We start from the raw sequence: 24,679 nt of genomic DNA on the forward strand, positions 1-24,679 counted from the left end.
GGCTTGGGAGTATGGTGCGAACCCGTCACCCATTGCGCTGGCGCCGCCAAAGTTGCGTCGACAGCAGTTGAAGGCGTTCGGCCAGCTTGGCGACGTGGGCGGCAGTGGTGCGACTCTGGTTGCTGGCAAGCACGCTTTTCTGGGTGGTTTGGCTGATACCGGCCAGGTTGCACTGGATGCTGTCACCCACCGCGCTCTGCTCCTCTACAGCGGCAGCGATCTGCACACTCATGCCGCTTATCTCATCGACGCGCTGGGTGATCCCGTCCAGCGCCCGGGCGGCCAGCAGTGCCTGCTCGACGCTGACGCCGGCCTTGCTGTGGCTGCGCTGCATCGCAAGTACGGCATCCCCGGTGGAGCGTCGCAAGGTATCGATGGTGCCCTGGATGTGCGCGGTAGATTGCTGGGTCCGCGAAGCCAGCCCGCGCACCTCGTCGGCGACCACTGCAAAACCGCGGCCGGCCTCGCCGGCGCGGGCAGCCTCGATGGCGGCATTGAGGGCAAGCAGGTTGGTCTGTTCGGCGATGCTTTGAATCACCTCGAGTACGCGGTCAATTTCATTGCCATGCTGTTCCAGTTGATGAATCACCATGCTGGTCTGTTGCACCTCGTTGGCGAGGCTATCAATGTGCTGGCGGGTCTGCTCGACCAGTTGCTGGCCGCGGTCGGATTCCTGATTGGCCAGGTTCGCGGCGCTGGCGGTGAGCTGAGCGTTGCGCGCCACTTCCTGCACACTGCTGGCCATCTGGGTTATTGCGCTGGCTACCTGGGCAGTTTCCCCCTGCTGGCGGAGGGTCGCGCAATTGTTGTTGTCCACTGCAGACACGAGCTCTTCGGCTTCCTTGCTCAACTGGCGGGACGAATCGGCAATGCGTCCGACTATTGCCCGGGTCTCGGCTTCGAGCATTTGCAAAGTGAAATCGATCTGGCCAAATTGGTCGCGGCGGCCACTGTAGAGTATCTGGCTCAGAGGGTTGTCGGCGATATTCCTGGCTTTTCGGGCAAGGGCGTCGAGGGGGCGCAGGCTGAAGCGCAACAGAGCGCCGAGCAGCAAGCTCGATAGCAGCATGGAGAGGGCGGCATGGCTCCAGGACAACGCGCCCAGCAAGCCCAAGGCCGTAAAGCACAGCAGGTTCACGCCAGTGCTGACAAGTGCCAGGCGCATGCCGACGGACAGCCGTGACATACGCAGGCAGTTGGTCTTTCTACCACTACGCAACTGTGCATAGAGATGTTCAGCAGCAGCCACCAGCGCTTTGGCCGGTAGCGTGCGAACCGATTGGTATTCCACTGTTTCGCCATTGCGCTGCATCGGCGTGACGTAGGCGCTGACCCAGTAGTGGTCACCATTCTTGCAGCGATTCTTTACCAGCCCCATCCACGAGCGCCCATCCTTGAGTGTCTGCCACATATGCGCAAAAGCTTCTGGGGGCATGTCCGGGTGGCGCACGATGTTGTGATTGACGCCGAGCAATTCGGCTTCACTGAAACCGCTGATGTTGATGAAGTCGGGATTGACGTAGGTGATGGCGCCCTTGGGGTTGGTTGTTGAAAGAATGTTCGCGTTTGCGCTGAACTCGACGGCACGACCACTGACCGGAAGATTGGTTTTCATTGTTTTTCTCCTGAACTGATGGGTACCCGCCGGGTAACTGCGCTCCCCTCGAAACGGTCTTCTGTGCTGAGCAGATGTTGTATCTGGGCGGCAGGTTGTGGCCGACTGAACCAGTAGCCTTGGGCGTAATGGCAGCCTTCACCAACCACGAATTCGAGTTGTGCCGAACTCTCGATGCCTTCGGCCACTACTTCCAGGCCGAGGCTACGGCCGAGAACGATGATCGCCTGGCTGATCGCGCTCTGTTTGTTCTCGTAAGGAACGCCGGTGATGAAGCTCTTGTCGAGCTTGAGGATGTGCAGCGGAAAGCGCGTGAGGTAGCCAAGCGAGGAGTAACCCGTGCCGAAGTCGTCCAGCGCCAGCAGAACACCAAGGCTGGTCAACTCATGCAGGCAGGCCAATGTGTCCATGTCGTCATGCATCAGTTGGCTTTCGGTGATTTCCAGGATCAGGCTGGCGGGAGGCAGGCCGCTTTCTTGCAGGATATCGATCAGCCGGAGGGTGAAGTCGGCTTGTTGCAATTGGGTGCTGGAAATGTTCACCGAACAGCGCAGGCGCTCATGCCCGGCCAGTTGCCAGGCTCGGGTTTGCTGGCAAGCCTGGCGCAGTACCCATTCGCCGACGCGGATGATCTCTCCCGACTCCTCCAGTGCAGGGATGAACTCCAGTGGCGAGATCAAGCGTTCGCCATGGCGCCACCGCAGCAGCGCTTCGACCCCGGTCACCCGCGGTGTCCCTTGGTCCAGGCGATAGATCGGTTGGTAGTACAGTTCGAATTCATTCTGTTGCAGTGCCTGGCCTAGCGCGGACTCCAGTTCCAGATGCTGCTGTGCCGTGTCTTGCAATGTTTCGTCGTAGTGGGCGAAGCGCGCCTTGCCGGCAGACTTGGCTCGGTAGAGGGCAAGGTCGGCAGCCTGCAGCACATCCAGGGCTTTGCCATTGTCGTGCAATGGAGCGATACCGATGCTGGCGCTGACCACCAGGGTACGACCGTCCATGTGCAGCGGTTGATGCAGGTTGTCGAGGATGCGCTGGGATATCTGCTCGGCGTCGCGGTCGCAGGTGAGGTCGTGGAGCAGGACGATGAATTCGTCACCGCCGAAGCGGAACAGTTGGTCAGTGGGGCGCAGGGACTCTTTCAAGCGCACAGCCACTTCCACCAGCACGCGGTCACCGACGTTGTGGCCGAGGCTATCGTTGATCAGCTTGAAGCGGTCCAGATCGATGAACAGCAGCGCCTCGTAGTCACCGCCCTTGCGCTGCTTCCTGAAGGTCTTCTGCATCTGCTCGTCAAGCCGGATGCGGTTCGCCAGGCCGGTCAACGGGTCGTGCTGGGCGGTATGTTGGAGGCGCTGCTCGGCATCCTTGCGTGCACTGATATCGGACTGGGAACCAGCCATGCGTAGCTCGCCAGGGGTGGTCATTTCGGCGACCCCCCGCACGAGGACCCAGATGTAGTCACCGTTGTGCTTGCGGATACGGTACTCATGGTGAACGGACGATGTCTGCCCTTGTAGATGGGCATCGATGGCATGGCGAAAATCTGGCAGGTCATCCGGGTGCACGCGACCGAACCAACTGGAACTGCTCTCGCCGATGCTATCCCGGCTGAGGCCGAGCATGCTGGCCCAGCGCTCCGAGACGTAAAGCCGATCCTGGTCGACGTGCCAGTCCCACAGCCCGTCGTTGGCACCGCGTAGCGCGCGGGCAAAGCGAGCCTCGCTATCTTCCAGCGCCTTGTGCTGGGCCGCACTGTAGGTATCGATGGCCAGCGTCATGTCGAAGAACACCGCCTTCAACAGGCTCGAATAGAGCGTGGCATCCGGGCTGTTGCCAAACACGCTTTCCAGCATGTCGTCGAGGTACAGCCGATAGCTGCCGAGGTACCACTTCAACTCCAGGCCGATCTGCTGGTGGATCACGCCGATACGCAGGCGGCCGTTGACGTAGGTTTCATCGTAGGGGCCGCCCCACAGGCACTGGTAGTACTCGGCCTGGCTCTGCTTCAAACGGGCGGTGACCTCCGGCGTGCGAAGCAATGCAGACGGCGTGGAGAATTCCGCCAGGTGACGGTACAAATGGTCGACGAAAGCCTGCTGAGACGGGGCCATGTACTGAGCTGCCGCGCCTAGTCGCCTGGCGTCTTCGGCGCTCCAGTCGAGAAAGCGAAAACGTTCGGCAATCTCTGCGTGATCGAGACGGATACGCTTGAGTAATTCCTCGAGGTCTTTTGTCACCTTCATTCGCATCCCCTGGTGTTGGTGAAGATTCCTTTCCGCTGAACCAAAAAAAAGCGCCGTGGCAACAAGTTCTGTTCAAGAACTTGTTGCCACGGCGCTTCGTCTTTCAGGCCTATTATCCTGCTCGGCAAAGCCGGTTCCCGCAGGGCGGAACCTGGTGATGGCACATTCACATCATTGAGGATCTTCCGACAATTTATCCAGCAATGCAACCAAGCGTCGCCGCAGCAGCCCCAGTTCGCGGGATTTGAAGGCGTGTCGGGTTTGTTCGAGAACCTCGGTGGCATCCAGCAAAGCGGCCTGTACCTGCCCAGCCGAGCCCAACTTTGCTTCACCGAGCCAGCGGCAAAGCGGCACGGCGCTGCAATTGCCAGGCGTACTCAGCACTTCGCAATCGGGTGCTATGGGCGCCAACAGCTGGCGCAATTGATCGGCCAGTTCAAGATTGTTGCAGATAATTCTGGTTGCCTGGTTGGACTCGCTCATCAAACTGCATTCCCATATGTTTGGTGTGCTGTTTACAACACCGCCTATGGCGTTTGATTGATTCAGGTCAATGCTGAAACCTTCCACTTGCCCTGTGAAGCACTTCGGTGCGAACAGCGCTCCTGGAAACCGAGCGCCGTGGGGCGGCGCTCGGTTTCGAATGCGTAATGGACGCGCCATCAAACACGTTGCTGCGTGGTCAGTACCTGAACTCGACCCCCACGTACGCGCCAATCCCATCCCCCGGCCAGAACGACGCAGTATCCTGCCCGCGCGCGTTGTACACCGGCGTCACCGCCGTCACGTACGCCTTGTTTGCCAGGTTCTTCAGGTCCAGCGACACCTTCCAGTTGCCCTTCGGTGCCTCATACCCCAGGTTCGCCCCCCAGATGGTGTACGACGGCGCATACAGGGTATTGGCATAGTCCACTGCCGTGCGCGAGGCCGACTGCACGTTGATTCCGGTGTACCAGCCGCTGTGGTCCTGATACTGCAGCTCGCCCTGGTAGATGTGCTTGGGCACGCCCGGCAACTGGTTGTCGCCGAAGGTGTCGTCATGCCGGTAGTAGAAGTCGTTGTAGGTGTACACCTGGCGCCAGCGTACCAGGTCGCCCTGCGGGTTTTCCCAGAGACGGGTGTTGAGGCCGGCCTCGACCCCCTGGTGGATGGTCGGTGAGGCGTTGAAGGCACCGGTGACCGCTGCCGACGATGATGTGGCGGGGATGATCTGCACATTCAGCAGCTCGTCGTGGATCCACGAGCGGTACAGTGCCAGGCTGCCATCGAAGATGCCGTGCGAGCCCTTGATACCGACCTCGAAGGTGTTGGCCTTCTGCTCCACCAGCGGGCGGATGTAACGCAGGGTCGGCCCGGAGCCCGAATATTCCCAGGAAGCAGGCGGGTCGATGCTGCGGCTGAAGTTGGTGAATACCTGCAGGTTCGGGCTGAACTCGTAGCGCAGGCCGATGCGCGGGGCGACGCTCCAGTTGTCGTAGTCCACGTGCTGCGGGAAGTTGGTGGTGTTGGGGTTCACCGCGTGGTCGATGTTGATCTTGCGCCGCACGTTGATGAACGACACGCCGCTGGTGAGCCAGAGGTTGTCGACCAGGTTGATATCGTTGCCCAGGGCGATCACCCGGTCGAACGAATCCTTGTAGTTGACCTGCTTGAGCGACAGCTTGTCGTCGTTGGCCGAGTTCACCCCGCCACGCAGGTGCTGGGTGGAGGTGAAGGCGATGCTGCTGCGGCTTTCGTGGCCGAACAGGTAGTCGACCCGGTCGTAGCCCAGCAGCAGGCCGAGGTCGTGCCAGTCCCAGTAACTGGGATTGCTCGGGCTGCGCGGGCTGTTGGTGTGGCGATAGTCGTGATACGACAGGCCGAAGGTCAGCCGTGCATCGTCGTCAAAGGTATAAGTGGTCTTGCTGCCCACCCAGATGCTGCCCGGGCGGCGTGCACCGGCACCGCTGGTCTCGGCGGTGGCGCTGGCGCGGCGCGGGTGGTGCAGCGCGGCGTCGAGGGTGGTGGCGCTGGGGTCGTTGTGGGTTTCGTCGCGGTAGCGCAGCAGCAGGCGGGTTTCCAGCTTGGGGCTGAAGCGGTAGCCGGCATTGGCGACGATGCCCGAGCTCTTCGACAGGCTGTAGTCGCGGAAACCCTCGTTGCGGTAGTTGTCGGCCTGCAGGTAGTAGTCCAGGTCGCCCTCGACGCCACCGTAGCTGATGCTCTGCTTCTGGTAGTGGTAGCTGCCGGCTTCGGCGCGCACGCGCAGGCCGGGGGCGCTGTAGCCGCTGTGGTTGACGAAGTTGACCGCGCCGCCGAGGGTCAGCGCGCCATATTGAAAGGCGTTGGCGCCGCGCAGGATTTCGGTGTAGTTCACGCCGCTGGCGTTGAGGAATTCGTAGGGTGTGCCGCCTGGGCCGGTCAGCGGCAGGCCGTCGAACAGGAACTTGATGCCCTCACGGAAATAGCCGGGCGAGGTATTGGCACCGGAGCCGCGGATCGAGATCTTCGCCGCGTCGTTGCCGCCGGTGGACTGCACGAATACCCCGGGCTGGTAGCCGAGGGTGTCCTGCAGTGTGGCAGTGCGGCCTTTGGCGACCTCTTCGCTGTCGACCACGCTGGTGCCGCCGGGCACTTCGGCCAGGGCGCTGGCGGCCTGTTGTACTTCGGATTGCTTGGCGGCCTGCACGGTCACCGTGCCCAGGGTTTGCTCAGCGGCCAGTACCGTGACCGGGGCCAGCAGGGCCGTGGCCGCGGTGGCCAGGGCGGCGTGGCGGATGGCCAGGCGCAGTGGTTGGGGTTGAATCGCACGCATCGTTCAATTCCTTGCAAGTCATCGTAGGTCCTCGGCGTTCTATGGGAATAGTCAGGCCTGTCGAAATGTGTAAGAGCAGTTTCTGTGCCAGCTGGCGAAAGGCCGGAAGTTTGGGGGTGTGGCCAAAGTTTTAGTGTGAAGTGCTGAATAAAACAGCAAATTTTGTTGCGCCCCTGTTGTTTGCGGGACAGTGCAGGTTATATCCAAATATCCGAATGCTATGGCGCAACCTGTGGGAGCGGCTTTAGCCGCGAACACCGGCGCAGCCGGTGCCATGCACCGCGTCGGATTCTTCGCGGCTAAAGCCGCTCCCACAGGGGATGCGGATTGCTTGCAATTTCATTTATCTACGTGACAGCGCAGCCCAAAGGGTTGGATGTTGTCAGCGCAACAGGGATGAAACAGTTTGTATGGTTAATGCGTCAGGCGGTTTGAACTAACCTCAATGAATGCGCAGTGTTAGCGCTGGCACGACAACTGCAACAGCCCTTTATGTAGCCGTCTATATAAAGGGCCCGCTGTGCAGCCGAATTCCCGATTATTCAATATATGCCTGGTGGTCAGTGCGCTGTTGGTTGCCGTCTGCTCACCCGCCACGTCCGCGCAGAGCCAGGCGCTGCTCAAGGGCGAAGCGCTCAGCGAAGTGAACGGCGTGATGCGCTACCCGGCCAGCGACTTCGTCGAGCAGCAGCCCGGCAAGCGCGGTGGCACCCTGCGCGTGTCAGCGGCGAGCGACGCTGGCAGCTTCGATATCCACGCGCTGTCCAACGGCAACATGCAGTGGATGGGCCGCATCCTGTTCGACTGCCTGGTGTACCAGGCCGAGGACGGTACCCTCACGCCGTGGTTGGCGAAAAGCTGGGACATCAGCGCCGACGGCCTGACCTACACCTTCCACCTGCGTGACGACGTCACTTTCAGCGATGGCGAGCGCTTCAACGCCGAGGCGGTGCGGGTCAACCTCGAACACATGCGTGACCCCGTGACCAAGTCGCCACTGGCCGCCGCCTATATCGCGCCGTACCTGCAGGGGCGGGTGGTGGACGAGTACACATTCGAGGCGACCCTGCGTGCGCCCTATGCGCCGTTTCTCGATGTGCTGTCGCAGGCCTGGCTGGGGATGATCTCGCCACGGCAGATCCTCGAGGCGCCGAAGACCATCGCCAGCCAGCCCATCGGCACCGGGCCTTTCGTGCTGACCGGCTGGGTGCGCGACCAGCGTGCCAGCTTTGTCCGCCGCCCGGGGTACGACTGGGCACCGCCGGCAATCAACCACCAGGGCGAGGCCTACCTGGACGGCATCGAGCTGAGCTACGTGCCCGAAGCGATGATCCGCTACACCTCCCTGGAGGCTGCCGACAACGACATGGCCCTGGACGCACCGGCGCAGAATGCCGCGGCGATCCGCGCCAACCCGAAGCTGACCCTGCGCAACCGCATTCGCAAGGGCAACCCGTCGCGCAGCATCACCTTCAATGTCGACCGTGCGCCGTTCGATGACGTGCGGGTGCGCCAGGCCGTGGCCAAGGCCATCGACCGTGATGGCCTGGCGTTGATCTCCGGCTTCGGCGAGTACCTGGCCAAGGGGGACTTCCTCGCCGTGAATACCCCCGGCTATGACCCGGTGGCCCGCGATGCCCTGGCCTTCGACCCGGTCGAAGCAGGGCGCTTGCTCGACGCCGCCGGCTGGACCGGGCGTGACGGCGAAGGCTATCGCAGCCGTGATGGCCGGCGCCTCGGGGCGACCTTGCTGACCTATGACAACCCGGCGTTCCCGGCCAATGTCCCGGTGGCTGCCCAGGCAGACCTGCGCAAGGTCGGCTTCGACCTGCGCATCGAGCTGCTGCCGCTCAGCAAGGTCATGGAGCTGCGTTACCTCGGCAACTTCGACGCCATCGGCGGTGGCTACTGGCACACCAACACGGCCGATGGTCTGTACATCCTCTACCACAGCCAATCCATCCCCAGCGCACGAATGATCGGCCAGAACGTCGGCCACTTCCGTGATGCCACCCTCGACCAGTTGCTCGGTGCCGCCCGGCGCAGCACCGACCCGACGCAACGCCGCGAGTTGTATCGCCAGGCCCAGCAACGCCTGGGCGAGACCGTGCCGGCCGTGCCCTCGGTGGAAAGCCAGATGCTGCTGGCCTACCGCAACGCGGTCGGCGGTGTGCTGTTCGATGGTTCGCACAACGTTCCCCTGTTCACCAGCGTGTGGCTGGCAAAGGAGCAACCATGAAACTGCTGATCATCTTACTGCGCCGCCTGCGTGACGGTGTGATCGTGCTATGGGCGGCCGCCAGCCTGACCTTTCTGGGCATGCAACACAGTGGTGGCGACACTGCCCTGGCGATCCTCGGCGGCCCGGATGCCATGCCGAGCGAAGCGCTGCTGGCCCAGGTGCGCGCCGAGTACGGCCTCGATCAACCGCTGTGGGTGCAATACGGCCACTACCTGGCGCGCCTGGCCAAGGGCGACCTGGGCGAGTCGTACCGGTTGCGCATACCGGTCGGCCAGGCGATTGGCGAGCAGGCCGCCGCGACCCTGGCGCTGGCCAGCAGCGCGGCTGTGCTGGCGGTGCTGCTGGCGGTGGCCTCGGCGCTGCTCACCGCCAACCGCGGGCGGCGTTTGCGCGCGGTGGTGTCGGGCATCGAGCTGTTGCTGTCCTCGGCCCCCAACTTCGTGATCGGCACGGTGCTGCTGCTGGCCTTCGCGTTCCACTTCCATTGGCTACCGCCGTCCGGGTCCAGCGGTTGGCGCTCGCTGGTGCTCCCGAGCCTGGCCCTGGCGCTGCCGATCGCGGCGGTGCTTGCCCAGGTGTTGCGCCAGTCGCTGGAGCAGGTGCTGGAACAACCCTTCATCACCCAGGCCCGTGCACGTGGCATGGGTGATATCGCTGTGCGTCTGCGCCACGCCCTGCGCCATGCCCTGGTGCCGCTGGTGACCCTGGCCGGCTACGTGTTCGCCAGCCTGCTCGGCGGCGCCGTGGTGCTGGAACTGCTGTTCGGCCGCCAAGGCATTGGCCGTTTGATGCTCGACGCTACCGCCAGCAAGGACGTGCCACTGGTGCTCGGCGTAACCCTGCTGGCGGCAGCGATCTACGTGCTGGTCAACCTGCTGGTGGACCTGGCGACCCAGGCCATCGACCCGCGCACTGCACGCGTCTGAATTCACGAGAAAGGAACCATCATGAGCCAAACCACGATTACCGATGCCGAACTGGATGCGCGTTTCGCGCCGATCTATGCGCGTATTGCCGAAGGCGCGGTGGCCCGCGAGCAGCAGCGCACCCTGGCCCATGAGCCGGTGGCCTGGTTGCGCGAGGCCCGCTTCGGCGCCCTGCGCGTGCCACGCAGTCACGGCGGCTCAGGCGCAACCTTGCCGCAGTTGCTGCGCCAGCTGGTGCGCCTGGGGCAGGCCGACTCCAACCTGCCGCAGATATTCCGCGCCCACTTCGGCTTCGTCGAAGGGCGGCTGTCGTCCGGCGACGCCGCCTCCCAGGACTACTGGTTCGCCCGCGTGGTCGCCGGTGAACTGTGGGGCGCGGCCATGGCCGAGCGCACCGACAGTACCGGCAATAGCGTGCAGTTGAGCGAAGACGAAGGCGGTTACCGCCTGGACGGCGAAAAGTACTACTGCACCGGCACGTTGTACGCCGATTGGGTGGCGGCAGTGGCCAACCATGGCGACGACTTTGTCAGCCTCGTGGTGCCGACCCGTGCGCCGGGCGTGGAGCGGGTCGACGACTGGGACGGCTTCGGCCAGCGGCTGACTGGCAGTGGCACCACCCGTTTCACCCGGGTCAGCGTGCAGCCGCAGCATTTGCTGCGCCGTTTCGCCAAGGGCGAGTTGCGTGCAGAGTCGTACCTCACCGCGTTCTACCAGGCAGTGCATCTGGCCACCCTGGCGGGTATCGGCCAGGCGGTACTGGCCGATGCCGTAGCGTTCGTCCAGGGCCGCACCCGCGCCTTCGGTGTGCCGGGGCAGTCGCAGCCGGCCGCAGACCCGCGGGTGCAGGCGGTGATCGGTCGCCTGTCGAGCCTGGCCTTCGCCGCCGATGCGCAAGTCACCGCCGTGGGCCAGAGCCTGCAGGCGGTGTACGAAGCCGGCCAGCAAGGGGAGGTAGCCGAGCAGCTTTACACCGACGCCGAGATCCATGCCTTTCAGGCGCAGCAGATCGTCCTGCCGCAAGTGCTGGAAGCGAGCACCTTACTGTTCGAAGTCGGCGGCGCATCGGCCACCAGCAATGCCCGGCGCCTCGACCGCCACTGGCGCAATGCCCGCACCCTGGCTTCGCACAACCCGGCGATCTACCGCGAGCAGGCGTTGGGCAACTACTACCTCAATGGCATCAGCCCGGCCCAGGCCTGGCGTGCCCTTCATGCCAGCACCAGCGAAGGGCAGGGCAGCGGCGACGAAGCCAGCGCAGTCTGATCAGGAGAACCGGCATGACCACGAAACAGATGAGCCTGGGCATGAATATCCTCGGCTTCGGCTCGCATTCCGGCGCCTGGCGCCAGGGTGAGGCGGCAATCGACGCCTATATCGATGTCAATTATTACCGCGATATCGCGCGTATTTCCGAGCGCGGTTGCCTGGATGCGATCTTCCTTGCCGATGGCCCGGCGTTGCCGCCGGATGTGTCCGCCCAGCCCGGCGGGCGCCTGGAGCCGACCGTGCTGCTAACCGCAGTGGCGGCCGCCACCGAGCGCATCGGCGTGATCGCGACCTGCTCCAGCACTTACAACGAACCTTTCAACCTGGCCCGGCGAATTGCCTCGCTGGACCACATCAGCGGCGGCCGCGCAGCCTGGAATGTGGTGACCAATGCCGGTGACGCGGCAGCACACAACTTCGGCCTGGCTGGCGCACCGTTGCATGTGGACCGCTACAGGCGGGCCGAGGAGTTCGTCGACGTGACCCTGAAGCTTTGGGACAGCTGGGAGGATGACGCGATCATCGGTGACCGCAGCGCCGGCCGTTTTGCCGACCCGGGCAAGGTCCACACCCTGGATTTCAAGGGTAAGCACTTTCAGGTCAAGGGGCCGCTGAACCTGCCGCGCTCGCCGCAGGGCAGGCCGGTACTGGTGCAGGCTGGCTCTTCCGAAGGTGGCAAGGCACTGGGTTCGCGCTATGCCGATGCGATCTTCACCACCCAGACCACCCTGGCCGACGGGCAGGCGTTCTATCGGGAGATGAAGGCACGGGCCAAAGCCTGGGGCCGTGACCCGCAGCACCTGAAGATCATGCCCGGCCTGTCGACCGTGATCGGCAGCACCGAGGCCGAGGCCCATGCACGTTTCGACGAGCTCAATGCCTGGCATGGCGAGCACGGCCTGTTGCAGCAGGTGGCGGGGCGTATCGGTATCGATGCCAGCGAGCTGGATCCGGATGCGCCATTGCCTTGGGCGCGAATTGGCGCGGTGGCAGATTTCGAGCGGGGGTCGCATGGTTTTCTGGAGGCCCAGTTGAACCTGGCGCGCAGCGAGAACCTGACCATTCGCCAGCTGTCGCGGCGGATTCTGGTCGGGCACCGGTTGGCCGTCGGTACCCCGGAACAGGTTGCCGATACCCTGGCCGAGTGGTTCCTGGCGGGGGCGGGGGATGGTTTCAACATCATGCCCGACATGTTCCCGTCGGGTGCTCGGGTGTTCGTCGAAGAGGTGGTGCCGCTGCTGCAGAAGCGTGGGTTGTTCCGCACCGAATACACCGGCACCACCCTGCGTGAGCACCTGGGGTTGCCCAAGGCACACAACCAGTTCGCTGCTTAGGGGGCGCTTTGCGCCCCAATCGCCGGCAAGCCAGCTCCCACAGGTGCCGGGCAAACCTGAAACCTGTGGTGATCCTGTGGGAGCTGGCTTGCCGGCGATGGGCTGCAAGGCAGCCCCAGGATTTGAAACCCGACACACATTCAAAAGGATGCACCCATGCGCTACCGCCCACTCGGCCACACCAACCTGCAAGTCAGCCTGCTCAGCCTCGGCACCATGACCTGGGGGCACCAGAACAGCGAACAGGATGCTCACCAGCAACTGGACGCTGCCCTTGCTGCAGGCATCAACTTCATCGACACCGCCGAGATGTACCCCACGCCCACCCGCGCTGAAACCTGGACCACCACCGAGCGCTACATCGGCACCTGGCTGGCGGCCCGCGGCAACCGCGACAAGGTCCTGTTGGCCAGCAAGATCGCCGGCCCGGCCCGTGACCCAGGCGGCCAGGTGCACATTCGCGATGGCCTGTCGCACCACGACCGCAAGAACATCGTCGCGGCCCTTGAGGGCAGCCTGCGCCGCCTGCACACCGACTACCTGGACCTCTACCAACTGCACTGGCCCGACCGCACCAGCAACTTCTTCGGCATCCGTGAATACCCCTACGTCGACGACCATCCGCAGACGGCAGCTATCGAAGAAACCCTTGCAGTGCTGGACGAACAGGTAAAGGCCGGCAAGGTGCGCCATATCGGTGTCTCCAACGAAACACCTTGGGGTGTGGCGCAGTTTCTGCGGCACAGCGAGGACAAGGGCCTGGCGCGCATTGCCAGCATCCAAAACCCGTACAGCCTGCTCAATCGCTTGTACGAGAACGGCCTGTCGGAGTTCAGCCATCGCGAAGGGATCAGCCTGTTGGCCTATTCGCCGCTGGCGTTCGGGGCGTTGACCGGCAAGTACCTGAACGGGGCAAGGCCGGAGGGTTCGCGATTGTCGTCGGTGTATCGCACGTTCAATCGCTACGGCAGCGAGGAGGCAAACGACGCGATTGCCAGCTACGTGCGGATTGCGCGCGAGCATGGGCTGACACCGGCGCAACTGGCTCTGGCTTTCGTCATACGCCAGCCGTTCGTGGCCAGTGCCATTACCGGGCAGACCACTTTGCTGCAGCTGCAGGAAAACCTGAGTGCACTGGATGTGCAACTGAGCGATGAAGTACTGGCCGAGATCCAGGCCGTGCACCGCCGTATTCCCAACCCGGCGCCGTAGCCCACATGGCAAGGGCTTCGCCCTTGTTCGCGGCTGAAGCCGCTCCCACAGGGACCGCACGGATTCAGCCTTTGCGGTGATCCTGTGGGAGCGGGTTTACCCGCGAAGAGGCCAGTACAGGCGACACAAGAAGGACAGACATGAACGCGATCGTAACCATACCAAACACAGTGACCAGCAGCTGGCAGGTTCGCCCTGGCCTGGCGCTGGCCTGGATCACATTGGGCCTGATACTGCTGGCAGTAACCTTCCCCAACTGGCTCTCGCCAACCGACCCGTTGGCCGCCGACGCCCGCCTGGCTTACCACCCGCCAAGCCCCGCCTTCTGGCTGGGCAGCGACGAGAACGGCCGCGACGTCCTCAGCCGCCTGATCCATGGCGCCCGCCCATCGCTCTTCATCGGCCTGGCCGCCACCCTGGTCGGGCTTGGCCTGGGCACGCTGCTCGGCTTGCTCGCCGGCCTGGCTCCAGCCTGGCTGGACAACCTGCTGATGCGCGCTGTCGATGTGCTGCTGGCCTTCCCGGACCTGCTACTGGCGCTGGTCATCATCACCCTGTTCGGCCAAGGCACCAGCAACCTGATCCTTGCCGTCGGCATCGCCTCGGTGCCGCGCTATGCGCGCCTGGTACGCGCCCAGACCCTGACCATCCGGCGTGCCGGCTTCGTCGAAGCAGCCGTCACGCTGGGCCGCAGGCCCTTGGCTGTGGTGTTCTGGCATGTGCTACCCAACGCAGTCCAACCCGTGCTGATCCTGGCCTGCATCGGCCTGGGTGGCGCCATCACCGCCGCCGCTGCGCTGAGCTTCCTCGGCTTCGGCGCACCACCTCCCGCGCCGGAGTGGGGCGCGATGATGGCAGTGGCGCGCAACTTCATGGCCAACACGCCCTGGCTGATGGCCTGGCCTGCGCTGGCGATCACCCTGACCGTCATTTCCATCACCGTAATCGGCCGAGACTGGCTGCGCCGTAGCGAGGGCAGACGCGCATGAACATCTTCGAGAAGAACCAGGCACCGCTGGTGGACATCCGCGGCCTGCACGTGAGCTTCAATGGTGTGCCAGTGGTGCACGGCGTCGACCTGCAGTTGCGCGCAGGGCAGTGCCTGGCACTGGTGGGCGAATCGGGCTCGGGCAAGAGCGTCACGGCGCGTACCCTGGTCGGCCTGACCGGGGCCGGTGCCCATGTGCAGGCGCAGCGCCTGGCCTTTGCCGGGCAGGACCTGCGCCAGTTCGATGAGCGCGCGTGGCAGCGCTTGCGTGGCGAGCACATCGGCTTTGTCATGCAGGATGCGTTGGGTTCGCTCGACCCACTGCGACGCGTGGGTGCAGAGATCGAAGAGCCATTGCTGTTGCACACCGACCTGGCCGCGGAGCAGCGCCGTCTGCGGGTACTTGAGCTGTTGCGCCAGGTCGGGGTGCCCGAACCCGAAGTCCGTGCCCGGCAATACCCGTGGCAGCTCTCCGGAGGCCTCAGGCAGCGCGCCCTGATCGCCTCGGCCATTGCCTGTCAGCCACGCCTGTTGATCGCTGACGAGCCCACCACCGCGCTGGACGCCACGGTGCAGGCGCAGATTCTCGACCTGCTGGAACACCTGCGCGAGCGCGACAACAGCCTGTTGATGGTCAGCCATGACCTGGCCGTGGTCGCGCGCCTGGCCGACTGGGTGGCGGTGATGCGCCATGGGGTGGTGGTGGAGCAGGGCAGTGTCGAACAGATCCTGCAGGACCCGCAGGACCCCTACACCCAGCGCCTGCTGAGTGCGGCTCGGGCGGTACATTTCAAACGTCCGGCGGCGCCGGCCCTGGCGCTGGTGGAGAATGGCGTGGACGAACAACCCGTGGTGCTGGAGGCGCGTGGCCTGAGCAAGGCCTTTGTCGGGCCGGACGGCCGGCTGCGTCAGGTGCTGGACGATGTGTCGCTGCAGTTGCGCGCCGGGCAAACCCTTGGCGTGGTGGGCGAGTCCGGTTCCGGCAAGAGCACGCTGGGACGCATCCTGCTGGGGCTGGAGCGGCCGGAGCAAGGCAGCCTGCAACTGGCCGGGCAGGATTGGCTTGCGTTGTCTGCCGCGCAGCAGCGCCAGGCACGGCAGGGGATCCAGGTGGTGTTCCAGGACCCGCAGGCCTCGTTCGACCCACGCTACACTGTGCTGCGGGTATTGGCCGAGGCGCTGGCGCATGCGGGTGTACCGCGTGCGTTGCAGCGCACCGAGGCGGCGGCGTTGCTGGAGCGGGTGCAGTTGCCGGTGGGGTTGCTCGACCGCCGCCCGCTGGAGTTGTCGGGCGGGCAGCGGCAGCGCATCGCGATTGCCCGGGCGCTGGCCATGAAGCCAAGGGTGCTGGTGCTGGACGAACCGGTATCGGCGCTGGATGTGTCGGTGCAGGCTCGAATCCTGGCATTGCTGGCCGAACTCAAGGCGGAGCTGAACCTGGCTTGCCTGTTCATCTCCCACGACCTTGGGGTGGTGGAGCAGGTCAGTGACCACGTGTTGGTGATGCAAGGGGGAAGGGTGGTGGAACAAGGGGCGGCAGCCCAGGTGCTCGGCCAGCCGCGTCAGGCCTATACCCGCGCCTTGCTCGACGCCGTACCTCATCTTCCGGCGGCGCAGCCAAGCTGGTTTGCGCGGATTGCCGTGTAAACCTGTGCCAGCCTTGATGCAGGCGCAGAGAACTGAGCTCGCAAGCCATTCGCGCACCTGTGGGAGCGGGCGAGCCCGCGAAACAGTCGACGCATTGGATGGCACCGGCTTTGCCGGTGTTCGCGGGCTCGCCCGCTCCCACAAAAACTGCGCAAACTTTTGGATTTTTGAACAAGACAGTTGCTCTCGCAAAGTCCCAGCCAATGAATGAGTGCATGCAGTTCCGTGAGGGCTTAAGGGCGTATCACTGTCGCTCCACCAACACACAGCAGACACTTTGCCCCCGCGCCAGCATCTAACGCCCGTCAAACCCCAATAAAATCAATACATTGAACCCGGCACAACTCCTGCAACAGGCCTATCGAAGCCCAGTCACCGCAGGAGCGCCCTTGAACACACCCATCCTCCCCCTGATTCCGCTCTGCACCGTACTGGCCTTGCTCGGCTGCAAGCCGAACGAGCAGCACACGGCGCAAAGTACCCAGCCGCAGCAGGGCGGCACCTTGGTCTATGCCACCGACCGCGAGCCCACCTGCCTGGACCCGCATGTGGCCGGCGACATGCCGCAGGTTTTCATTGCCCAGCAGTACCTCGATTCGCTGGTGTCGATGGACAGCAACGGCCAGATCGGCCCCTGGCTGGCGACAAGCTGGGAGGTTTCGCCAGATGGCCTGCGCTACACCTTCCACCTGCGCCGCGACGTGCAATTTACCGACGGCACACCGTTCAATGCCGAAGCGGTCAAGGCCAACCTCGACCACATGGCCAACCCCAAGACCCAATCCAGTACCGCCGGTGGCTACATCCGCCAGTACCGCGGCACCAAGGTGCTCGACACCTACACGGCCGAAGTCACTCTGGCGACGCCCTATGCGGCTTTCCTCGAAGTGTTGGCCCAGGGCTTTCTCGGCATCCAGTCGCCCACCGCATTGCAACGCAGCCGTGACCAGAACTGCGAAAGCCCGGTCGGCAGCGGGCCGTTCAAGGTGGTGCGCTGGGACCGGCAGAACCAGGTGGAACTGGTGCGCAACCCGGCCTACAACTGGGCGCCGCCTACCGCACGCCACCAAGGCCCGGCGTACCTGGAACGCATCGTCTGGAAGTTCATCCAGGAACCGTCGGTGCGCTTCGCCTCGCTGCAGGCCGGTGAGGTCGATGTGATCGAAGCATTGCCACCAGAGTCGCACGAAGCAGCACGGCGCAACCCGGACCTGGAACTGATCATCGCCCAGCGCCCGGGCAACCCCACCAATGGCACCTTCAACCTGCGCCGCGCACCGTTCGACGACATCCGTGTACGCGAGGCCTTCGTTCGCAGCGCCGATGTCGAGGGTGCACTGAAGAGTGTGTACTTCGGCGAGTTCCCCCGCGCCGGTGGCCCGCTGAGCTTGGCCACGCCGTTCTACAGCGGTGACTTCGAGCGCAGCCAGGACTACGACCCGGCCCGCGCCGCCAGGCTGCTCGACGAGGCTGGCTGGACCGGCCGCGACAGCGAAGGCTACCGCACCAGGAACGGCCAGCGGCTGCGCGCCGTCGTGCTGATCGGTGCGCGCACGCCGCCGTCGGAACTGACCCTGTGGGAGCAGGTACAGGCCACTACCCGGCAGGCCGGCCTGGAACTGGTGCTGGACCAGATGAGCGATGCCCAGGTCACCGCCCGCCAGGCCGCCTGGGACTATGACATCCGCACCGGCTACTGGAACACCAACACCCCTGACGTGCTGCGCATCATCTTCACCACCGCGTTCGTGCAGCCAGCCGGGGTTGGCGGCTATCACCAGAACTCCTCCGGCTACGCCGACCCGGGCTACGACGCACTGCTCGACAGTGCCCTGGCCACCCAGGATGCGGACCTGCGCCGCCAGCGCTACTTCCAGGCACAGCAACAGGCCGCCGCGCAGTACCTGCAACTCACCACGTACCCACAAAGCACGCGCCTGGGTATCTACAAGACCGCCCATGGCGTGCGACTGGAACCTTCGCTGGCGGTGACCTACCTCTATGACGCATGGGTGAACAAATGACTACGACGACACTCGCGGTGACCGACCCGCGTCGCGAACGCCTTGCCGCCCTGGGCCGGCGCGCCGCCATCCGCCTGGCCGGTGGCGTGCTGGTGCTGTGGGCGGTGGCGACCCTGACCTTCTTCGCACTGCGGCTGATGCCGGGTGACCCGGTGCTGGCGATTCTCGGTAGCCCCAGTGGCAACCCGACGCCGGAAGCGATTGAAGCCGCGCGCGTGGAGTACGGCCTCGACAAGCCGTTGGCCGTGCAGTACGTGCTCTACCTCGGGCGCCTGCTGCAAGGTGACTTGGGGGTGTCCTACTCGCAGCACCTGCCGGTTACCCGTGTGCTGGCCGAGCAGGGCGGGGCGACCTTGGAACTGACCATCGCCGCCCTGCTGCTGGCCTGGCTGCTGGTGCTGCTGCTGACAGTGGTCACCGCCGGGCGCGGCAGGCTGGTCGGCGGCATCGCCTCGCTGGCGGAAACCCTCAGCGCGGCGCTGCCGCACTTCTGGCTCGGCGTGGTGCTGCTGGCGGTATTCGCCTTCGGCCTGCGCTGGTTCCCGCCGGCCGGTAGCGACAGCTTTGCCAGCCTGATACTTCCGGCGTTTTCCCTGGCGATTCCGTTGGCCGGTTTCATTGCCCAGGTCACCCGGGAGTCGCTGGAACTGACCCTCGATCAACCCTTCGTGCTCACCGCCCGCACACGTGGCCTCAGTGACCTTGCCGTGCGCTTTCGGCACGCCTTGCGCCATGCCTTGCTGCCAGGTGTGTCGCTGTCGGGCTGGGCCATCGGCGCGCTGATCAGTGGGGCGGTGGTGTGCGAGGTGATCTTTTCCCGCAAGGGGGTGGGCCGCCAGCTGTACCAGGCGGTGCAGGCCCAGGACCTGCCGCTGGTGATCGGCATCAGCCTGGTAGTGGCGGCCGGCTATGTACTGGCGAACATTCTGGTCGACCTGCTGTACCAGTGGATCGACCCTCGGCAGCAGGAGGCTGCAGCATGACAGACCTGACCCATGGCCAAGTGCTCGCGCCATTGCGCCGGCAGCGCCAAGTGAAACTGCCGCCGTTGGGCGCAAGCCTGGCGATCCTGTTTCTGTTCGCATTGCTTCTGGCCGCGTTGGCGCCGGGGCTGTTCACCCGCATCGATCCACTGGCCATCGTGCCGCGAGAGGCTTTCCAGCCACCCAGCTGGGCGCACTGGCTGGGCACCGACCAGTCGGGCCGCGACATCTTCGCGCGGATCATCCACGGCGCCCGCCAGAGCCTGCTGATCGGCCTGGCGGCTACGGCCATTTCCATGGCCATCGCCATCGCCCTCGGCCTGCTCGGTGGCCTTGGCGGCGCACGCGTGGACCGTGCGGTGGGCTGGTTGCTGGAAGTGCTGTTCGCCTTCCCCAGCCTGGTGCTGGCGCTGCTGTTCGTGGCGGTGTTCGGCAGCGGTGTCGGCCCGTTGATCGTCGCCACCGGGCTGGGCGGTGCGCCGGGGTACGCGCGCATGGTCCGTGGCCAGGTGCTGGCGGTACGCAACGCTGGCTACATCGAAGCGGCGCGGGCGTTGGGGCACCCGACTTCGCGCATCGTGCTGCGCCAATTGCTGCCCAACGCCATGCGGCCATTGGTGGTGACGCTGACCATGGGCGTTGGCCAGGCCATCGTCTGGGCCTCGGCGCTGAGCTTCCTCGGCCTGGGCGCGCGGCCGCCGGCGCCGGAGTGGGGGACCATGTTGTCCATGGGGCGTGACTTCATCGCCAATGCCTGGTGGCTCACCTTCTTCCCTGGCCTGTTCATCGTCCTCACCACCCTGGCGACCACCGTGACGGGCCGCTACATCCAACAACGCCTGGAGGGGCGCCTGCCATGAGCGACAAGACCTTGATCGTCGAAGGGCTGAACGTGGCCTTTGATGGCGCCAGCGTGGTCCGTGATCTGTCCTTCACCTTGCCGCCTGGCCGTTGCCTGGCCTTGGTCGGTGCGTCTGGCTCGGGCAAGAGCGTCAGTGCCCGCTGCCTGGTCGGGCTGGCCGGAGGGCGAGCGCAGGTGAGTGCCCGTCGCTTGAGTTTCGGCGGCCACGACCTGCTCGACCTCAGCGAGCGCCAGTGGCGCGCCGTGCGTGGCAAGGATATCGGCTTCGTGCTGCAGGATGCGCTGGTGTCGCTGGACCCACTGCGGCCGGTGGGCAAGGAAATTCTCGAAGTGCTGCAGACCCACGGATACGGTGACCGCCATACCCGTACTGCGCGCGTGCATGAGCTGCTCGAGCGGGTAGGCGTGCCGGATGTCGAACTGCGTGCTCGCCAGCGGCCCGGGCAGTTGTCCGGTGGCCTGCGCCAGCGTGCACTGATTGCCAGTGCCCTGGCCATGGACCCCGCGCTGGTGATCGCCGACGAGCCGACCACCGCGCTGGACGCCACCGTGCAGGCGCAGATTCTCGAAGTGTTCCAGCAGATCAAGGCCCGTGGCGCCTCGCTGCTGATCATCAGCCACGACCTGGCAGTGGTCGCCCAACTGGCCGATGAGGTGGTGGTGCTGCGCCATGGCGAAGTGGTGGAGCAGGGGCCGATGCAGCAGGTGCTGCGCCAGCCGCGTCACGCCTACACCCAGGCCTTGCTGGCGGCAGTACCGGCCGAGCACCCGCGCGGCAGCCGGCTGTCACCCGAGCGGGTTGGCGTGCGCAGTGAGCCGCGGGCACGCTCGCACAGCGACGTTTTGCTCGAAGGCCGTGGCCTGGGCAAGCGCTACCTCGGCCCGGACGGGCTGGTGCGGCAGGTGGTGCAGGGCGTCGACTTCACCCTGCGTGCCGGGCGCACCCTGGGCATTGTCGGCGAGTCCGGCTCGGGCAAGACCACCGTGGCACGCATTGCCCTCGGTCTGCTGCAGCCCGATGAGGGCGAAGTGCTTTATCGCGGGCGACCCTGGAACCGCCCGGCCAACGCCGTGAGCGAGGCAGTGCGCAGGCCGTTGCGGCGCGACATCAGCGTGATCTACCAGGACCCGCTGGGCTCGTTCGACCCGCGCTGGAGCGTGGCGCAGATTCTTGATGACGCCTTGCAGGTAGCCGGTATCGAGGCACCAGCCAGGCCCGCACGTATCGCTGTGCTGCTCAACCAGGTGCGCTTGCCGGCAGATCTCGGCCAGCGCAGGCCGTTGCAACTGTCGGGCGGCCAGCGCCAGCGGGTGGCAATTGCCCGGGCGATCGCCAGCGAACCCAAGGTGATCATCTGCGACGAGCCGGTGTCGGCCCTGGACGTGTCGGTGCAGGCCCAGGTGCTCGACCTGCTGGCCGACCTGCAGGACGAACTGGGCCTGGCCTACCTGTTCATCTCCCACGACCTGGGGGTGATCCGCCATGTCAGCGACGACGTGCTGGTGATGCGCCACGGTCAGGTGGTGGAGCAGGCACCGGTCGAGCAGTTGTTCGATAACCCGGCCCACGAATACACCCAGCGCTTGCTCGGCGCGGTGCCGCGCCTGCCCGGCAGCGGCGCCGAACTGGTGGTGCCGCCGCTGGACCTGGAACACGAAGCCTTCGACCTGTTCGACGAAACCCGCCTGTGGAAGATCGCCATTTGAACTGAGACGCCAAGCCCTGCACCGACCCCTGTGGGAGCCGCGCTTGCCGGCGATGGGCCGCGAAGCGGCCCCACGATTTCAAGGCTGTTGCATGAATCGCCGGGGCCGCTTCGCGGCCTATCGCCGGCAAGCGCGGCTCCCACAGGGGATAGCGCCAGCTTCAGGAAATTGGCAAGAGCGCTGCTCCCACAGGGCTCGGGTCGCCTAAACGAAAGATGTACTTAAAGGACTGAACCATGACCACATTTCAACGTTTCCCGACCCAGGCTCCGGCCACCAGCGTCGCGGAGCTGAAAACCCGCATCGCGGCCCTGCTGCCCGCCATCGGCGCAGGCGCCGCGCAGCGCGAACGCGAACGCCTGTTGCCCCATGAGGCCATTGCCCAGCTTGCGGCAGCCGGGCTGTACACCGCGCGTATCCCCGGTCAGTACGGCGGCCCCGGCGGCACGGTCAGCGATGTGATCGAACTGCTGCTGCAAATCGCCTCGGTCGACTCCAACGTGGCCCAGGCCCTGCGCCCGGGTTTTGCCTTTGTCGAAGGCCTGCTGGCTTCACAGGCCGAAGGCGCCGAGCAGGAGCGCGAGCGTTGGTTTGCGCGCTATCTGCAGGGTGCGGTAATCGGCAATGCCGGCTGGGAACTGGGCGGTGCCAACGGCGCCATCGCCGCGCGCCTGGTGCGCGAGGGCGAGCATTTTCGCGCCAATGGCAGCAAGTTCTACAGCACGGGTGCGCTGTTCGCCGATTACGTCAGCGCTGTTGCCCTGGACGAGGACGAGCAGCCGGTTTCGTTCATCCTGCCGCGCGACCGCGAGGGCCTGGAGCTGGTCGATGACTTTGACGCCATGGGCCAGCGCCTGACCGCCAGCGGCACCACCCACTTGCGCAATGTGCGCGTCGAGGCCAGCGATATCCGCACGCGTACCGTGGAGGAGGGCAAGCGCACCATCGTCACGCCGTTCCTGCAGCTGTTCCTTGCCACCGTGTTGGCCGGTATCGCCCGCAATGCGCTGGACGACGCCACCCGCTTCGCCCGCGAGCATGCCCGCCCGATCAAGCACAGCACGGCCAGCCGCTCGGTGGACGACCCCTATGTGGAGCTGTCGGTAGGCGATATCGCCGCCCGCGCATATGGCGCGCAAGCCATGGTCCTCAAGGCTGCTGCAACCATCGACAAGGCCTGGGCCACGCAACTGGATGAAGCCGCCGTGGAGCAAGCTGCGATCGAGGTGGCGCAGACCCAGTACCTGGTCGCCGAGCTGGCGCTCAAGGCTGCGCAAACGCTGTTCGACGTTGGCGGTGCCTCCACCACCGGCCGCCAGCACAACCTCGACCGCCACTGGCGCAACGCTCGCACCGTGGCCAATCATAACCCGCGCCAATGGAAGGCGGCGGTGGTTGGTGCCTGGCAGCTCAAGGGCACTCGCCCACCAGTTTCGGGGCTGTTTTGACTGCGCAGCCGGCCTTGCTGGCCGGCCATGTGCAAAGCCCCAAAGTCCCGGTGATCATCGGTGCCGCCTTGTTCATGGAGCTGCTCGACAGCACAGCGGTGATGACCGCCCTGCCGCAGATGGCCGCCGATTTCGGCGAGCCGGGGCTGCGCATGAATCTGGTGGTGTCGCTGTACATGCTTGCCCTGGCCCTGTGCGTGCCGGTCAGCGGTTGGGCCGCCGAGCGCTTTCGCCCGCGCCAGGTCATGTTGTCGGCGATGGGCTTGTTTACCTGCGCTTCGCTGGCCTGCGCCCTGGCCGATACGCTCTGGCAACTGTGCCTGGGGCGCATGCTGCAGGGGGCGGCCGGGGCATTGATGACACCGGTGGGGCAGGTGATCATCCTGCGTTGGTCGAGCCGCGAGCAGCTGCTGCAGGCCATGTCGTGGCTGGCCCTGCCGGCGCTGGTGGGGCCGCTGGTGGGGCCGTTGCTCGGCGGCTTGCTGGTGACGGTGCTGTCGTGGCACTGGATCTTCCTGATCAACCTGCCAATCTGCCTGCTCGGTTGCTGGCTGATCCTGCGCCATGTGCCGGACTATCCGGCACGGCCGGTGCCACCGTTGGACGTGCGTGGCTTGCTGCTCAGCGGCGGGGCCCTGGCCATGCTGGTGTTCGGCCTTGAAGCGCTGGGGCTGGGGCAGTTGCCGCAGGCCTGGGCCATGGTGCTGGTGGCCGGTGGAGCAGCCTGTGCGTTGGGGTATCTGCTGCACGCGCGGCGACACCCCAGTCCGCTGGTGGACCTGTCGCTGCTGCGCCTGCGCAGCTTTGGCGTGGCCCAGGCGGGTGGCGGGCTGTTCCGCCTGGGTTCGGCAGCCCAGCCGTTCCTGATCGTGCTGTTGCTGCAGAACTGCCTGGGCTTGAGCCCGTTGGCGGCGGGGGGGCTGGTGGTCAGTGGTGGCGTCGGCGCACTGCTGATGAAGCTGCTGGCAGTGCCATTGGTACGGCGCTACGGCTATCGACGGGTGCTCAGTTGCAATGCCGTGCTCAGTGGTGTGGGGATTGCCCTGTGCGCCAGTTTCGATCGTGATACCGCTGTGTGGCTGATGGCTGCGGTGCTGTTCGCCGCAGGCCTGGTGCGTTCACTGCAGTTCTCGACGTTGGGGGCTGCCAGTTATCAGGACGTGCCCGGTGAGCGTTCGGCGGCGGCCAGTTCGTTGTCGGCGATGTCCGTGCAGTTGACCATGGCCATGTCGGTGAGCCTGGCAGGGGGGCTGTTGGGGATGCTGGCCGAGATGGATGGGCGTAGCGAAACCTCGGTGGCAGATATCGCCACGGTGATGTTGCTGTGCGCTGTCATGTGTGGAATTTCCGGTTTGGTGTTCCGGCGTTTGGCGGACTAGTCATTG

At 65.1% G+C, this 24,679-nt stretch carries 17 protein-coding genes and 1 pseudogene; 13 read left to right on the forward strand and 5 right to left on the reverse strand.

Annotated features, from left to right (window positions below; translation table 11 throughout):
* Positions 1-25 precede the first annotated feature (25 nt).
* The 5 genes and pseudogenes from CAG44_RS13915 to CAG44_RS13930 all read right to left on the reverse strand — a co-directional run bounded on the left by CAG44_RS13915 (position 26) and on the right by CAG44_RS13930 (position 6,652).
* Positions 26-1,312, reverse strand: a complete 1,287-nt coding sequence (locus CAG44_RS13915) for a methyl-accepting chemotaxis protein (protein WP_371858546.1) — start codon at positions 1,310-1,312, stop codon at positions 26-28.
* Positions 1,286-1,615: pseudogene (locus tag CAG44_RS29300) on the reverse strand (PAS domain-containing protein); the annotation flags it as partial. The gene CAG44_RS13915 and the pseudogene CAG44_RS29300, both read right to left, overlap by 27 nt.
* Positions 1,612-3,858, reverse strand: coding sequence for a bifunctional diguanylate cyclase/phosphodiesterase (locus tag CAG44_RS13920; RefSeq protein ID WP_085692341.1), 2,247 nt, complete (start codon positions 3,856-3,858; stop codon positions 1,612-1,614). The gene CAG44_RS13920 and the pseudogene CAG44_RS29300, both read right to left, overlap by 4 nt.
* A gap of 171 nt (positions 3,859-4,029) precedes the next feature.
* On the reverse strand, positions 4,030-4,341 hold the full coding sequence (locus CAG44_RS13925; protein ID WP_085590469.1) for a hypothetical protein: 312 nt from the start codon (positions 4,339-4,341) through the stop codon (positions 4,030-4,032).
* Between the two features lie 199 nt (positions 4,342-4,540).
* Positions 4,541-6,652 carry a TonB-dependent receptor domain-containing protein gene (locus tag CAG44_RS13930; RefSeq protein ID WP_085692342.1) on the reverse strand — a complete coding sequence of 704 codons (2,112 nt, stop codon included), beginning with the start codon at positions 6,650-6,652 and terminating at the stop codon, positions 4,541-4,543.
* A 655-nt stretch (positions 6,653-7,307) separates the two neighbouring features.
* Between CAG44_RS13930 and CAG44_RS13935 the strand changes: the two genes are divergently transcribed.
* The 13 genes from CAG44_RS13935 to CAG44_RS14000 all read left to right on the forward strand — a co-directional run bounded on the left by CAG44_RS13935 (position 7,308) and on the right by CAG44_RS14000 (position 24,673).
* On the forward strand, positions 7,308-8,891 hold the full coding sequence (locus tag CAG44_RS13935) for an ABC transporter substrate-binding protein (protein ID WP_143493908.1): 1,584 nt from the start codon (positions 7,308-7,310) through the stop codon (positions 8,889-8,891).
* Positions 8,888-9,820 (forward strand): ABC transporter permease, encoded by a 933-nt coding sequence (locus CAG44_RS13940; protein ID WP_025339885.1) that lies wholly within the window; start codon positions 8,888-8,890, stop codon positions 9,818-9,820. The genes CAG44_RS13935 and CAG44_RS13940 overlap by 4 nt, the downstream gene beginning before the upstream one ends.
* 21 nt (positions 9,821-9,841) lie before the next feature.
* Complete coding sequence (locus CAG44_RS13945; protein WP_085692344.1) at positions 9,842-11,086, forward strand: acyl-CoA dehydrogenase family protein; 1,245 nt, start codon at positions 9,842-9,844, stop codon at positions 11,084-11,086.
* Positions 11,087-11,100: 14 nt separating this feature from the next.
* Positions 11,101-12,423, forward strand: coding sequence for an LLM class flavin-dependent oxidoreductase (locus CAG44_RS13950; RefSeq protein WP_085692345.1), 1,323 nt, complete (start codon positions 11,101-11,103; stop codon positions 12,421-12,423).
* Positions 12,424-12,579: 156 nt separating this feature from the next.
* The gene (locus CAG44_RS13955; protein ID WP_075045698.1) at positions 12,580-13,635 is read left to right on the forward strand and encodes an NADP(H)-dependent aldo-keto reductase; all 1,056 of its coding nucleotides are present in this window, start codon (positions 12,580-12,582) and stop codon (positions 13,633-13,635) included.
* Between the two features lie 140 nt (positions 13,636-13,775).
* Positions 13,776-14,624, forward strand: a complete 849-nt coding sequence (locus CAG44_RS13960) for an ABC transporter permease (RefSeq protein WP_085692346.1) — start codon at positions 13,776-13,778, stop codon at positions 14,622-14,624.
* The gene (locus CAG44_RS13965; protein ID WP_085692347.1) at positions 14,621-16,270 is read left to right on the forward strand and encodes an ABC transporter ATP-binding protein; all 1,650 of its coding nucleotides are present in this window, start codon (positions 14,621-14,623) and stop codon (positions 16,268-16,270) included. The genes CAG44_RS13960 and CAG44_RS13965 overlap by 4 nt, the downstream gene beginning before the upstream one ends.
* Before the next feature lie 389 nt (positions 16,271-16,659).
* Positions 16,660-18,294: an ABC transporter substrate-binding protein gene (locus CAG44_RS13975; RefSeq protein WP_085692348.1), complete on the forward strand. Its 1,635-nt coding sequence runs from the start codon at positions 16,660-16,662 to the stop codon at positions 18,292-18,294.
* Positions 18,291-19,277 (forward strand): ABC transporter permease, encoded by a 987-nt coding sequence (locus CAG44_RS13980; RefSeq protein WP_085692387.1) that lies wholly within the window; start codon positions 18,291-18,293, stop codon positions 19,275-19,277. The genes CAG44_RS13975 and CAG44_RS13980 overlap by 4 nt, the downstream gene beginning before the upstream one ends.
* Positions 19,274-20,137: an ABC transporter permease gene (locus tag CAG44_RS13985; protein ID WP_025339877.1), complete on the forward strand. Its 864-nt coding sequence runs from the start codon at positions 19,274-19,276 to the stop codon at positions 20,135-20,137. The genes CAG44_RS13980 and CAG44_RS13985 overlap by 4 nt, the downstream gene beginning before the upstream one ends.
* Positions 20,134-21,846 carry an ABC transporter ATP-binding protein gene (locus CAG44_RS13990; protein ID WP_085692349.1) on the forward strand — a complete coding sequence of 571 codons (1,713 nt, stop codon included), beginning with the start codon at positions 20,134-20,136 and terminating at the stop codon, positions 21,844-21,846. The genes CAG44_RS13985 and CAG44_RS13990 overlap by 4 nt, the downstream gene beginning before the upstream one ends.
* A gap of 236 nt (positions 21,847-22,082) precedes the next feature.
* Complete coding sequence (locus CAG44_RS13995) at positions 22,083-23,294, forward strand: acyl-CoA dehydrogenase family protein (protein ID WP_085590492.1); 1,212 nt, start codon at positions 22,083-22,085, stop codon at positions 23,292-23,294.
* Positions 23,291-24,673: an MFS transporter gene (locus CAG44_RS14000; RefSeq protein ID WP_085590494.1), complete on the forward strand. Its 1,383-nt coding sequence runs from the start codon at positions 23,291-23,293 to the stop codon at positions 24,671-24,673. Before CAG44_RS13995 ends, CAG44_RS14000 begins: the two co-directional genes overlap by 4 nt.
* Positions 24,674-24,679 lie beyond the last annotated feature (6 nt).

Source organism: Pseudomonas sp. B13(2017) (genome assembly GCF_002113245.1).
GTDB classification, from domain to species: domain Bacteria; phylum Pseudomonadota; class Gammaproteobacteria; order Pseudomonadales; family Pseudomonadaceae; genus Aquipseudomonas; species Aquipseudomonas putida_Z.

Bases quoted from the DNA above. Each gene is read 5' to 3' on its own strand.
- CAG44_RS13945 (WP_085692344.1), top strand. From the start codon at position 9,842: ATGAGCCAAACCACGATTACCGATGCCGAACTGGATGCGCGTTTCGCG.
- CAG44_RS13985 (WP_025339877.1), top strand. From the start codon at position 19,274: ATGACAGACCTGACCCATGGCCAAGTGCTCGCGCCATTGCGCCGGCAG.
- CAG44_RS13925 (WP_085590469.1), bottom strand. From the start codon at position 4,341: ATGAGCGAGTCCAACCAGGCAACCAGAATTATCTGCAACAATCTTGAA.
- CAG44_RS13935 (WP_143493908.1), top strand. From the start codon at position 7,308: ATGCGCTACCCGGCCAGCGACTTCGTCGAGCAGCAGCCCGGCAAGCGC.
- CAG44_RS13995 (WP_085590492.1), top strand. From the start codon at position 22,083: ATGACCACATTTCAACGTTTCCCGACCCAGGCTCCGGCCACCAGCGTC.
- CAG44_RS13940 (WP_025339885.1), top strand. From the start codon at position 8,888: ATGAAACTGCTGATCATCTTACTGCGCCGCCTGCGTGACGGTGTGATC.
- CAG44_RS13930 (WP_085692342.1), bottom strand. From the start codon at position 6,652: ATGCGTGCGATTCAACCCCAACCACTGCGCCTGGCCATCCGCCACGCC.
- CAG44_RS13915 (WP_371858546.1), bottom strand. From the start codon at position 1,312: ATGCAGCGCAATGGCGAAACAGTGGAATACCAATCGGTTCGCACGCTA.
- CAG44_RS13920 (WP_085692341.1), bottom strand. From the start codon at position 3,858: ATGAAGGTGACAAAAGACCTCGAGGAATTACTCAAGCGTATCCGTCTC.
- CAG44_RS13955 (WP_075045698.1), top strand. From the start codon at position 12,580: ATGCGCTACCGCCCACTCGGCCACACCAACCTGCAAGTCAGCCTGCTC.
- CAG44_RS13950 (WP_085692345.1), top strand. From the start codon at position 11,101: ATGACCACGAAACAGATGAGCCTGGGCATGAATATCCTCGGCTTCGGC.
- CAG44_RS13965 (WP_085692347.1), top strand. From the start codon at position 14,621: ATGAACATCTTCGAGAAGAACCAGGCACCGCTGGTGGACATCCGCGGC.
- CAG44_RS13960 (WP_085692346.1), top strand. From the start codon at position 13,776: ATGAACGCGATCGTAACCATACCAAACACAGTGACCAGCAGCTGGCAG.
- CAG44_RS13980 (WP_085692387.1), top strand. From the start codon at position 18,291: ATGACTACGACGACACTCGCGGTGACCGACCCGCGTCGCGAACGCCTT.
- CAG44_RS13990 (WP_085692349.1), top strand. From the start codon at position 20,134: ATGAGCGACAAGACCTTGATCGTCGAAGGGCTGAACGTGGCCTTTGAT.